The sequence below is a fragment of the Egibacteraceae bacterium genome, assembly GCA_035540635.1.
Lineage (GTDB): Bacteria > Actinomycetota > Nitriliruptoria > Euzebyales > Egibacteraceae > DATLGH01.
The window spans coordinates 13,598-25,700 of sequence record DATLGH010000099.1; the positions used below are offsets into that span (position 1 = coordinate 13,598).

The 12,103-nt window shown below is 75.0% G+C and carries 9 protein-coding genes; 4 read left to right on the forward strand and 5 right to left on the reverse strand.

The window, feature by feature from the left end; translation table 11 throughout:
* Positions 1-15: 15 nt before the first annotated feature.
* Both VM324_15180 and VM324_15185 read right to left on the reverse strand, forming a co-directional pair.
* The gene (locus VM324_15180) at positions 16-3,438 is read right to left on the reverse strand and encodes a pyruvate carboxylase (protein ID HVM00631.1); all 3,423 of its coding nucleotides are present in this window, start codon (positions 3,436-3,438) and stop codon (positions 16-18) included.
* Positions 3,439-3,492: 54 nt separating this feature from the next.
* Positions 3,493-4,452 (reverse strand): M15 family metallopeptidase, encoded by a 960-nt coding sequence (locus VM324_15185; protein ID HVM00632.1) that lies wholly within the window; start codon positions 4,450-4,452, stop codon positions 3,493-3,495.
* Between the two features lie 161 nt (positions 4,453-4,613).
* Between VM324_15185 and VM324_15190 the strand changes: the two genes are divergently transcribed.
* From VM324_15190 to VM324_15205, 4 genes are all read left to right on the forward strand, one after another.
* Complete coding sequence (locus VM324_15190; GenBank protein ID HVM00633.1) at positions 4,614-6,257, forward strand: nucleoside/nucleotide kinase family protein; 1,644 nt, start codon at positions 4,614-4,616, stop codon at positions 6,255-6,257.
* 96 nt (positions 6,258-6,353) lie between these two features.
* On the forward strand, positions 6,354-6,908 hold the full coding sequence (locus VM324_15195; GenBank protein ID HVM00634.1) for a LemA family protein: 555 nt from the start codon (positions 6,354-6,356) through the stop codon (positions 6,906-6,908).
* Positions 6,905-8,746, forward strand: a complete 1,842-nt coding sequence (locus VM324_15200; GenBank protein HVM00635.1) for a DUF2207 domain-containing protein — start codon at positions 6,905-6,907, stop codon at positions 8,744-8,746. Before VM324_15195 ends, VM324_15200 begins: the two co-directional genes overlap by 4 nt.
* A gap of 49 nt (positions 8,747-8,795) precedes the next feature.
* Positions 8,796-9,461 carry a DUF4191 domain-containing protein gene (locus tag VM324_15205; GenBank protein HVM00636.1) on the forward strand — a complete coding sequence of 222 codons (666 nt, stop codon included), beginning with the start codon at positions 8,796-8,798 and terminating at the stop codon, positions 9,459-9,461.
* A gap of 4 nt (positions 9,462-9,465) precedes the next feature.
* Here VM324_15205 and VM324_15210 read toward each other — a convergent pair whose 3' ends face one another.
* The 3 genes from VM324_15210 to VM324_15220 all read right to left on the reverse strand — a co-directional run bounded on the left by VM324_15210 (position 9,466) and on the right by VM324_15220 (position 12,033).
* Positions 9,466-10,548 (reverse strand): hypothetical protein, encoded by a 1,083-nt coding sequence (locus VM324_15210; GenBank protein ID HVM00637.1) that lies wholly within the window; start codon positions 10,546-10,548, stop codon positions 9,466-9,468.
* On the reverse strand, positions 10,545-10,892 hold the full coding sequence (locus VM324_15215) for a PadR family transcriptional regulator (GenBank protein ID HVM00638.1): 348 nt from the start codon (positions 10,890-10,892) through the stop codon (positions 10,545-10,547). Before VM324_15215 ends, VM324_15210 begins: the two co-directional genes overlap by 4 nt.
* 67 nt (positions 10,893-10,959) lie before the next feature.
* Positions 10,960-12,033, reverse strand: coding sequence for a Glu/Leu/Phe/Val dehydrogenase dimerization domain-containing protein (locus VM324_15220; GenBank protein ID HVM00639.1), 1,074 nt, complete (start codon positions 12,031-12,033; stop codon positions 10,960-10,962).
* Between the last annotated feature and the right edge of the window lie 70 nt (positions 12,034-12,103).

Here is a 12,103-nt window from a genome sequence, read left to right on the forward strand (position 1 = left end):
GGCGCGCGACCTTCTTCAGGAGCGGGCCGGCTCGACCACGACGAGCAGGTCGCCCGGCTCGACGTTGGCGCCCGAGCGGACCGCGACGCGCCGGACCTTCCCGTCCACCGGCGCGCTCACCGCGGACTCCATCTTCATCGCCTCGATGGTGGCGATCGACTGGCCGGCCCCGACCTCGTCGCCCTCCTCGACGGTGACGGTGACGACCCCGGTCAGCGGGGCGGCGACGTGGCCGGGGTCGGCGGGGTCGGCCTTCTCGACCGGCGCGGTGGCCGGCTCGATGCTGCGGTCGCGGGCGTCAGCCGGCCGCGTCTGGCCGTTGAGCGTGCAGAGCACGGTGCGGATTCCGCGCTCGTCGGGTTCGCCGATCGCCTCGAGCGCGATGAACAGGCGCACTCCCGGGCCGAGGTCGACCTCGACCTCCTCCCCCGGCTCCAGGCCGTACAGGAACGCCCGGGTGGGAAGGACCGCGAGGTTCCCGAAGCGCTCGACGGCCTCGGCCCGCGACGCGGCGGGGCCGGGGAACAGCATCCGGTCGAGCAGCGCCCGGCGTGCGGGGCCGGGCTCCGCCAGCCCGGCGCGCTGCTCTTCATCCAGGGCCGCTTCGCTGCTCGAGCGGCTGTGGGCGGACGGTGACGTGGGCTTGCCGCGCAGCGCGGCGGTGCGGAACGGCTCCGGCCATCCCCCCGGCGGCTCGCCGAGCTCGCCCTGCAGGAAGCCGATGACCGACGCGGGGAGGTCGAAGTGGCCGGGGTCCTCGGCGAGGGCGTCGGGGTCGATGCCGCTCGAGGCGAGGTACAAGGCGAGGTCACCGACGACCTTGCTCGTCGGGGTGACCTTGATGAGGCCACCGAGCAGGTCGTCGCAGCGGGCGTAGAGTCGCTCGACGTCCTCGAAGCGGTCGGCGAGGCCGAGCGCCGTGGCCTGCTGGCGGAGGTTGGACAGCTGGCCGCCCGGGATCTCGTGGTGGTAGACGGTCCCGGTCGGTGACCGCAGACCCGACTCGAACGGCGCGTAGAGGTTGCGCACCGCCTCCCAGTAGGGCTCGAGCTCGCCGAGGGCGTCAAGCGACAGGCCGGTCGCGCGGTCGGTGTGGTCGGTCGCGGCGACGATGGCGGCGAGGTTGGGCTGGCTCGTCATGCCCGACAGCGGCGCTGCGGCGCCGTCGACCGCGTCGACCCCCGCGTCGAGCGCCGCGAGGTACGTGCCGAGCTGACCGCCGGCGGTGTCGTGGGTGTGCAGGTGCACGGGCAGGTCGAACGCGGCGCGCAGCGCCCCGACGAGACGCCGCGCGGCCGGGGCGCGCAGCAGACCGGCCATGTCCTTCACGCACAGCACGTGCGCCCCGGCCTCGACGAGGCGCTCGGCGACACGCAGGTAGTGGTCGAGGGTGTAGACCTTCTGGGCCGGGTCGGACAGGTCGCCGGTGTAGCACAGCGTCCCCTCGGCGACGCCGCCGGCCTCCAGGGCCGCTTCGATCGCCGGGCGCATCTGGGCCACGTCGTTCAGCGCGTCGAAGATGCGGAAGATGTCGACCCCCGCAGCCGACGCCTCGGCGACGAACGCGCGGACCATGTCGGGGGGGTAGCCGGTGTAGCCGACGGCGTTCTGACCCCGCAGGAGCATCTGCAGACAGATGTTCGGCACCGCCTCACGCAGCTGCGCGAGCCGCTCCCACGGGTCCTCGTGGAGGAACCGCAGCGCGACGTCGTACGTGGCCCCGCCCCACGCCTCGAGGCTGAGCAGCTGCGGTAGCCGGTGGGCGACGGCCGGGGCCGCCACGAGCATGTCGAAGGTCCGCATCCGCGTGGCCAGCAGCGACTGGTGGGCGTCGCGCATGGTCGTGTCGGTGACCTGCAGGGCGGTCACCTCGCGCAGCCAGCGGGCGAAGCGTGCGGGTCCGAGCTCGGCGAGCCGCTGGCGGGAGCCGGCGGGGGGCTCGGTGGCCCGGAGCTCGTCGAGCTCCGGGAGCTTCGTGCGGGGGTCGGAACCCGCGGGGGTGGTCCCGTGCGGGCGGTTGACGGTGACGTCGGCGAGGTAGGCGAGCAGGCGGCTCCCGCGGTCGGCGCCGGCGCTCACCTTCGTGAGGTGCGGGCGGTCGTCGACGAAGCTCGTGTCGGTTCGCCCGGCGAGGAAGTCGGGGTCGCTCAGCACCGCCCGCAGGAACGCGACGTTCGTCGCGACGCCCCGGACCCGGAACTCGGCGAGCGCGCGGCGGGCGCGGGCGGCGGCGGCCGGCAGGTCGCGGCCCCGGGCGGTGAGCTTCACGAGCAGGGAGTCGAAGTAGGCGCTCACCTCGGCGCCGACGAAGCCAGAACCCGTGTCGAGGCGGATCCCCGCTCCCGCCGCGCTGCGGTAGCCGGTGATGCGCCCGGTGTCGGGCCGGAAGCCGTTCGCGGGGTCCTCGGTCGTGACCCGGCACTGGATGGCCACGCCGCGGGGGCGGACCGCGTCTTGCGACAGCCCGAGGTCGGCGAGGCGCATGCCGGTGGCGATCTGCAGCTGCGCCTGCACGATGTCGACGTCGGTGATCTCCTCGGTGACGGTGTGCTCGACCTGGATGCGGGGGTTCATCTCGATGAAGGCGTGACGCCCGGCCGCGTCGACGAGGAACTCCACGGTCCCCGCGTTGCGGTAGCCGACGACCTCGCCGAAGCGGACGGCGTCGGCGCAGATCCGCGCGCGCAGGTCGGGGTCGAGGTTCGGCGCGGGCGCCATCTCGACGACCTTCTGGTGACGGCGCTGCACGGAGCAGTCGCGCTCGTAGAGGTGGATGACCTCGCCGGCCGCGTCGGCGAGCAGCTGGACCTCGATGTGGCGGGGGCGCACGAGCGCCCGCTCGAGGAACACCGTCCCGTCACCGAAGGCGCCGGCGGCCTCCCTCGAGGCGGTCTCGACGGCGGCGGCGAGGTCATCGGGGTGCTCGACCCGCCGCAGCCCCCGCCCGCCGCCGCCCGAAGCGGCCTTCACGAACACCGGGTAGCCGATCGCCTCGGCGGCTTCGGCGGCCTCGGCGGGATCGTGAAGCGCCTCGGACGCACGCAGCACGGGGATGCCCGCGGCCGCGGCGGCGCGGCGGGCGGTGCGCTTGTCACCCGTGAGCGCGAGCACCTCCGGCGGCGGCCCGACGAACACGAGGCCCTTCTCGGCGCACGCGCGGGCGAACTCGGTGCTCTCCGACAGGAACCCGTAGCCCGGGTAGATCGCGTCGGCGCCCACCCGCTGCGCCGTCGCGACGAGCGTGGGGATGTCGAGGTAGGCGCGGACCGGATGGCCGGGCTCGCCGATCGGGTAGGCCTCCCCGGCCTTCACCCGGTGCAGGGCGCCGCGGTCCTCGTGGGTGTACACGGCGACGGTGGCGATGCCGAGCTCGTAGGCGGCGCGGAAGGCCCGGATCGCGATCTCGCCGCGGTTGGCCACGAGGAGCTTGTCGAGCATGCGCCGCCTTTGCCGCGTCGGCCGCCAGATGCCGACAGGCTAACAGCCCCCGGGTCAGCGGCCGTTGGCGGAGAAGTGCATCCAGTCCTTCGCGCTGCGCCAGTTGCCGCCCCACGGCCAGCCGACGCCTGCGAACGCGGTGGTGACCGCGTCACCGGGCTGGATCATCCCGGGGCGGTGGTGAGCGCGGTCGACGTAGGAGGAGGCGAGCTCGGGCAGGACGACGTCACCGCGCGCGTAGGGGTTGTGGAACGGGTTGATGTCGACGGCCAGGCCGTAGGCGTGCTGCGACCACGAGCCCGACGACACTGTCGAGCGGCACACGAACGCCGTGGTGTTGTTCCCGTCACCGGTCGGGGGCAGGTCGAGCTCGTGCGCCGCGACCACGCGCATCTCCTCGATGGGGAAGCGCGCCTCGTAGATCCGGCGGAACACGCCGACCATCGCGTCGGCGACGCTGGCGTGCACGAGGAGCTCGCCGGCGTGCGGGCGGTCGTCGAACCCCCAGAAGGTGACGGTGAGGTACCGCAGCTCCTCGCGGGCGACGGGGCACCCGGGCGACCACGTCGAGCGGGCGAGCACGGCGTCGTTCGCCGGCTCGATCGTGCCGGCGAACGCGTCCGTCGCAGGGGCAGGCAAGCCGCCGGGGGGCGGGGGCAGCCGGCGGTCGGCGAGCTCCGGCGGGGTCGGCTGGATCTCGCCGAAGCCGTCGGGGCGCCGCGGCAGCACCCGCGTGCCGAGCCACGCCGGGCGGACGGCCGCCGCGGCGGGGGGCTCGGCCGAGTCCGGCTGGGCCGGCGCCGCCGGGGCCGGCTCCGGCGCCGCCCGGGTCGGCGGCGCATCCGCGGGGCCGTGCACCTCCGCCGGCGCCCCTGCTCCACCGGGTGCCACCGCGTCGCCGTCCACGACGTCGCCCGCGGCCGGCTCGGTCGCGGGCGCAGAGGAGCAGCCCGCCACGACGAGGCAGACGAGCACGCTCAGGGCGACGAGACGCCGGGGAGGCGGGGACCGCACGCCCCAACGGTAGGTGGTGGTCGGTCCACGCGCACGTGGCCGCCTCCCGCTGCCTGGGGGGCGCGAGCCCGGGGGCGGCTATCCTCCTCCCCGTCTGCTCGACCTCCGAGCGTCGGCCGCGACGTCGTCCCAACGCGTGCGCGCCAGCCCAGGAGCCCAGAATGCGCTCAGCCGCCGGCGAGACGACCCCAGCCGCCGGCGAGACGACCCCAGCCGTCGTCGTCGCCGGGGACGCGCTCGTGGACCTCACACCGGCGACGACCGTGCGCGGTGGCCGCGCCTACGAGCCCCACCCCGGCGGTTCGTGCCTGAACGTCGCGGTCGGCCTCGGGCGCCTCGGCGTGCCGACGGCCTTCCTCGGGCGCCTGTCGACGGACCGCTTCGGCGGGCTGCTTCGCGAGCACCTCGCCGCCTCCGGGGTGTCGGCACGCTACGTCCTGCCCACCGACGACCTCACGACGCTTGCGATCGTCCACCTCGTCGAGGGGCAGGCGACCTACGCGTTCCACGCCGCCGAGGCCGCCGACCGGGGCCTGCTGCCCAGCCACCTCGCCGGTCTCCCGGGCGGCGGCGCGCTGCCTGACGGCTCGGCGCTCCACGTCGGTTCGCTCGGCCTCGTCCTCGAGCCGGTCGCCTCGACCCTCGAGGGCCTGCTTCGCCGGGAGTCCGGGCGGCGGCTCGTCACCCTCGACCCGAACGTGCGCCCCGGGCTCGTCGCCGACCGCGACGCGTACCGGCGGCGGTTCGAGCGGCAGGTGGCGCTCGTCGACGTCGTGAAGGCGAGCGAGGAGGACCTCGCGTGGCTGTACCCCGGCGTCGCCGAGGAGGACGTCGTCGCCCGCTGGCTGGCCGCCGGCGTGCGGCTCGTCGTCGTGACCGCCGGCGGCGAAGGCGCCCGCGCGACGACACCCGCCGGCGCGGCGCGGGTCGGCGCCCCGCCCGTGGCGGTCGTCGACACCGTCGGCGCCGGCGACGCCTTCACGGCGGGTGTGCTCGCCCACCTCCACGACCACGCCGCGCTCGACCGCGAGGCGGTCGGCGCCCTCGGCACGGACGGCCTGGCCGCGCTGCTCGACGCCGCGGCGGCCGTGGCCGCCGACACCTGCACGCGGCCCGGCGCCGACCCGCCGCGGCGCGCCCAGCTCGGCCGGCCCCCGCGGGGCGGGGGGCCGCCTGAGGCGACGATGCGGATGACCGACCTCGTCGAGCGGGCACGGGCGCTCGCCGTGCCCGGGCAGCGGCGCCTGCTCGGCGTCACCGGCCCCCCCGGCGCCGGCAAGTCGACCGTCGCCGCGGCGCTCGTCGCGGCCCTCGGGCCGCACAAGGCGGTCCTCGTGCCGATGGACGGCTTCCACCTGTCGAACGAGGCCCTGCGGGCCCTCGGTCGGCAGGGGCGAAAGGGCGCCTGGGACACCTTCGACGCCGGCGGCTTCGCGCACCTCCTTCGCCGGCTGCGCGCCGGTGACGAGGCCGTCGTCTACGCTCCCGACTTCGACCGCGACCTCGAGGAGCCGATCGGCTCTGCCCTGCCGGTCCCCCGTGAGGTCGCCCTCGTGGTCACGGAGGGCAACTACCTCCTGCTCGACCGCGGGCCGTGGGCGGGCGTCGGCGGCCTGCTCGACGAGACGTGGTACCTCGACGCCCCCGACGACGCCCGGCTCGCGCGGCTCGCCCGCCGCCACGAGCAGCACGGAAAGCCCCCCGAGCAGGCGCTCGCGTGGGCCCATGGCAGCGACCAGGCCAACGCCGAGCTCATCGCCGCCACCCGCCCGCGCGCCGACCTCGTCGTGCGCCTCGCCGGGTAACCCCCGCCACGCCGCCCGCAGCGCGCCGCCACGCCGGCGAGCGCGACGGCGTAGGCTGGACAGACCGGACACGGTCGGGATGCCGGGAGGCGGGGCGTGGAGACCTGGGTCGTCGTTGGGCTCGTCGCGGCCGTGCTCGTGTGGCTTGCGGCCGTCTACAACCGCCTCGTCGCGACCCGCAACAAGGTGGAGGAGGCATGGTCGGGCATCGACGTGCAGCTCACCCGCCGCGCCGACCTCGTCCCCCAGCTCGTCGAGACGGTGAAGGGCTACCAGCTCCACGAGCAGCAGGTGCTCGCATCGGTGACCGACGCGCGCACCCGAGCGGTGCAGGCGGAGGGTCCACGCGCGTCGGGCCGCGCGGACGACCTGCTCGAAGGCGCCCTGCAGCGGCTGTTCGCCGTCGCCGAGGCCTACCCCGACCTCAAGGCGAGCGAGAGCTTCCTCTCCCTGCAGCGCGACCTCGTCACGCTCGAAGAGGACATCTCGTTCGCCCGGCGCTACTACAACGCGCTCGTCGAGCGGCTCAACACGGCGATCCAGCGGTTCCCCACGATGCTCGTCGCCGGGCCGCTCGGGTTCCGGCCGGCCGAGTACTTCAAGGCCGACGCCGACGCCGCCCACGCGCCCGCGGCGGGGTTCCGGCCATGACGGGCAGCCGCCGTGCCGTCTTCGCGCTGCTCGCGTCCCTGCCGCTGGTGCTCCTCGCCGCTCCCGCAACCGCGCAGGACACCGGCTGGGTGATCGACCGCTTCGACACGACCATCCGGGTCCGCCCCGACGCCGCCGTGGAGGTGACCGAGGTCATCGCGGTCGACTTCCAGGGGCTCGAGCGCCACGGCATCTTCCGCGTCATCCCCGCCCGCTACCGGCTGTCCACCGACGAGGAGCGCGCGCAGGTGCCGGCCGGCCTCGACCCCCAGGACTTCCTCCGGGCGATCGACATCTCCGGGATCCGCGTGACCTCCACCGCCCCCGCCGACACCGAGATCACCCGCCCCAACCGCCTCGGCGAGGCGAACGTGCGTATCCGCATCGGCGACCCCGACGTTACCGTCACCGGGCGGCAGGAGTACCGCATCAGTTACGAGGTACGGGGCGCGCTGAACCGCTTCGACGACGTCGCCGAGCTCGCGTGGAACGCCACGGGCGACGACTGGCCCGTGCCGATCCGCCGGGCGCACGCGGTGGTCGAGGGACCGGAGATCCTCCGAGCGTCGTGCTCCCGCGGCCCGCAGGGTTCCTCGCAATCTTGCGAGGAGACTCCCGTCGCGCCCGCCGGCGGGAGCGTCACCTTCGCGACGGGCGAGCTGGCACCCGAGGAGGGCATGACCGTCACGGTCGGGTTCGCGGCGGGAGCCGTCGACGTGCCACCGCCGATGCTGATCGAGCAGTGGGACCTCGGACGCTCGCTCACCGGAAGCCCCGCCGCTGTCCCGCTAGCCGCCCTCACCTCCCTGCTCGGCTTCGGCGCAGTCGGGCTCCTCGCCTACCGGCAGGGCCGCGACCAGGGCACGAGGGGCGGGCTCACGGTCGACGGCCGGCCCGACCAAGACGCACCGGCCCGGCGCAGCCTGATCGGACCGCGGCCGACGCCGGTGCGCTACCGCCCTCCCGAGGACCTGCGACCTGCGCAGCTCGGGGTGGTCGTCGACGAGCGCGTCGACCCCGTCGACGTGAGCGCGACGATCGTTGACCTCGCCGTCCGCGGCTACCTCACCATCGAGGAGACGCGCAAGGGCCTGCTGGGGCGCAAGCGCGACTGGACCCTGAAGCGCACCGACAAGGTCGACGCCGGACTGCTCGACTACGAGCGCACGTTGCTCGGCGCGCTGTTCAAAGAGGGCCACCGCGTCGAGCTGTCCGACCTCAAAGGCTCGTTCGCCTCCGACTACGAGAAGGTGAGCAAGCGGCTCTACACCGACGCGGTGGCGCGCGGCTGGTTCCCCCGCAGTCCCGAGCACACCCGGACGCTGTGGCTCGGCCTCGGGATCGTGGCGCTCGTCGTGACGGGCGGGCTCGCGGTGCTCGCCTCGCTCTACACGACCGCGGCGCTCGCGGTCGTGCCCCTCGTCGCCGCGGCGCTCGTCCTCACGCTCGCGCACCGGTGGATGCCCCACCGCACGCCGGAGGGAAGCCGCCTGCTCGCCGAGACGCTGGGGTTCCGGGAGTTCATCAGGACGGCGGAGGCCGGCCGCATGGAGTTCGCCGAGCAGGAGAACCTCTTCGTGACCTACCTCCCCTACGCGGTGGTGTTCGGCGCGGTCGAGCGGTGGGCGGCAGCGTTCAGGCACCTCGGCACGGCGGCGGCCACGGGCGTCGGCACGTGGTACGTCAGCCCGGGCGGCTACCACGACTTCGGCGCGCTCGCGGGCGGGCTGGCGAGCTTCTCGCACAGCGTCGGTTCCGACCTGTCGTACTCGCCGTCGAGCAGCTCGGGTGGCGGCTCCGGCGGCGGCTTCGGCGGGGGTGGCGGTGGATCCTGGTAGCCCGCCGGTCGCGCCGCGACCGTGGCCGCGGCGCCCGTAGGATGCCGTTATGGCCTCCGACCGCTTCGCCGCCTTCACCACTCGCCTGCGTCAGCTGGGCCAGGCGTTCTCGAACACCCGCAAGGTCGACCCGAAGCTCGTGCCGCTCGTCGTCGGCATCCCCCTCGCGGTGCTCGCCGTGTGCGTCGGGCTGGGGCTGCTGCTCGATCGGCCGGTCGGCGCGACGGTGCTTGGCGTCCTCCTCGCCCTCATGACGGCCCTCGCCGTGTTCGGCCGGCGGGCCTCGAAGGCGATGCTGAGCTCGATAGAGGGTCAGCCCGGCGCTGCGGCAGCGGTGCTGCAGACCATGCGCGGCAAGTGGCGCGTCACCCCGGCGGTGGCCTTCACGCGCAAGCAGGCGTTCGTGCACCGGGTGGTCGGGCGGCCAGGAGTCGTCCTCGTCGGCGAGGGCGCTCCCGCACGGGTGCGCTCCCTGCTCCGGCAGGAGGCCCGCAAGGTCGCGCGGGTGGTGGGCGACACGCCCGTGCACGAGGTCAGCGTCGGCGACGGCGAGGGGCAGGTGCCCCTCGACAAGCTCCAGGCGCACCTCGCCAAGCTTCGGCGCGCCGTGCGCCCCCGCGACCTCCCGGCGCTCGACAACCGGCTGAAGGCGCTCGGCGACCGCGACGTGCCCCTGCCGAAGGGCCCGATGCCCCGGGGCAAGCGCCGGATGTAGGCCCTCAGGGGGTCGGCGCCGCCGCGGCGGGCGGCACGCGGGGGGCGGCGCCCACGGACCGGGCGGCGCGCACCGCCAGGGGCAGTCCCACCGCGAGGACCGCCACCGCCTGGGCGCTGTGGAGGACCGCCAGTCCCGGCTCGAACGCCGCTCCGGCGGTGAGGGTGTACTCGACGAGCGACACGACCCGCAGGACCAGCAGGGTGGCGGCGAGGAGGGCGAGGGCGAGCGCCCACTCCGGCGCCCTGGCGGGCCGGCGCCTCCCGCTGGCGGCGAGGTGCGCGCCGCCGACGACCACCAGGGCGATCGACCACATTCCGGGCAAGTCGAGGGCATGGTGGTGGACGACCTGCCGGCCGAGGGCCAGGAAGGTCACCGCCGTGTCGGCGGCCACTCCGGCAGCCAGGGCGAGCAGCCACGGGCCCGGGCGCAGCGGCGGCGCGTCACGGTGGAACCCGGCGACCAACGCGAGCACGACGACGCCGGTGGCGACGATGGCCATGAGCCAGGTGTACGGCATCGACGTCGGCGGGAACGGGTCCGGGGTCGCCACCGCGAGGAGGAGATCGAGCGCGAAGGGCATCAGCAGGCCGAGCCCCGCGAGCGCGCCCGCCCAGCGCCGCCGGCCCGCCACGAGGGCGAGGTAGGCGAAGACCCACGGCAGCCATGCGACGGTCCCCGCCACCTGCCAGCCCGCCCACGGGTGGGTGAGGTCCATGACGTCGGCGGGCAGCGCCGGCCAGGGCAGCCAGCCGGCGTGCCACAGCAGCTGCCACCCACCTCGCGCCGCGGGAACCGCGAAGGCGAGCAGCGCCACCACGGCCGCCAGCCGGACCGCCTGCCCCCACAGCCGCGATCGCGGGGGGGCGTCCATGCCCCCGAGGCGCAGCCGGACGGCCAACCCGACGATGCTCGCCACCTCCGAGCGTGGCGGACGCCCGCAGCAGTCGCGGTACTCCGCTTCCTCCGGGTCGTCGGTGGCCATCCTCGCGAGGAGGGTGGCGACCATCTCCTCCTCCCACGCCCCCCGGTACGCGGCGGGCAGGAGCCGCAGCACCCGGCGGTAGCGGCGCTCGAGCTCGCTCACGCGGTGCCGCCCGCGTGCTGTGGCCGCCACGCCCGCAGCCGCTTGGCAGCCACACGCGCGTTGGCGGCCTGCCGCTCGGCCTCGGCGGCGAGCGCCTCGCTGCCCGGCTCGGTCAGCCGGTAGTAGCGGCGCAGCCGCCCGTCATGGATCTCCTCGCGGTCGAGCTCGACGAGGCCGTCGGATACGAGGCGGTCGAGCACCCCGTAGAGGGTGCCGACCTTCAGCTCCACCCGCCCGCCCGACAGTGCGTCGACCTCGCCGAGGATGCCGTAGCCGTGGCGCGGCTCGTCCACGAGCGCGGTGAGCACGAAGAACGCCGGCTCGGTCATCGGCCTCGTCGTCATACCCGAAGTATATTGCCTTCCAAGGTATTGGCAAGCCCTGGATCCCGGGCCTGCGCCGGCCGGTGCGTCAGCGGGGCAGCCAGAACCGCTTCAGCCGACCGATGCTGGCCATGCGGCGCTCCGCGAAGCGCTCGGCGGCCTCGGCGGTGGAGCACCCCTCCTCGGCCGCGAGCGCGAACACGGCGTGCAGGCGGTCGGCGATCGTGGCCACCCGGCGCTCCGCGCGCTCGGCGCTGTACCCGCCGGGGTGGAGCTCGTCGGCGACCTGGATGAGCCCCCCGGCGTTGATGACGTAGTCGGGCGCGTAGAGGATGCCCGCGTCGGCGAGGGCCTCGCCGTGGCGCGGTTCGGCCAGCTGGTTGTTCGCGGCTCCCGCGACGATGGCGCACGCGAGCTCGGGCAGCGTCGCGTCGGAGATCACGCCGCCGAGCGCGTTCGGGCTGAACACGTCGGCGTCGACGGCGTGGACCCTGTCGACCGGGACGAGCTGCGCCCCGTACCGCTCGGCGCAGCGGGCGGCGGCGGCCCCGTCGACGTCGGCGACGGTGAGCTTCGCGCCCTCACCGGCGAGGTAGCCGGCGAGGCGGTAGCCCACCTTGCCCACCCCCTGTATCGCCACATGCCGGTCGGCGAGCGAGGAGCTCCCGAAGGCGCGCTCCACGCATGCGCGAATCCCGACGAAGGTGCCGTAGGCGGTGAGCACGCCCGAGTCGCCCGACCCGCCCTCCTCGACCTCGGCGCCGGTGGCCCAGCGCGTCTCGCGGGCGACGATCGACATGTCGGCCGGATAGGTTCCCACGTCGCAGGCGGTGACGTAGCGCCCGTTCAGCGAGGCGACGACGCGCCCGTAGGCCCGCAGGAGCGCCTCGGTCTTGTCCCGGGCGGGGTCGCCGATGATGACCGCCTTGCCGCCGCCGAGGTCGAGGCCTGCGCACGCGGCCTTGTACGCCATCGCCCGGGACAGCCGCAGGACGTCGACGAGGGCTTCCTCCTCGCTCGCGTAGGGGAAGAAGCGGGTCCCCCCCAAGCCGGGGCCCAAGGCGGTGGAGTGGATGGCGATGATGCAGCGCAGCCCGGCCCCCTCGTCGCCTCCGTAGACCACCTGCTCATGGCCGTCGAGAAGGCTGAACGGGCCTTCCACGGGCTCCTCCGTCGTCGTGCGGGCCTTCCGGGAGTGGTGCCGCCCGCGAGTCCAACCGGATATCACCTGA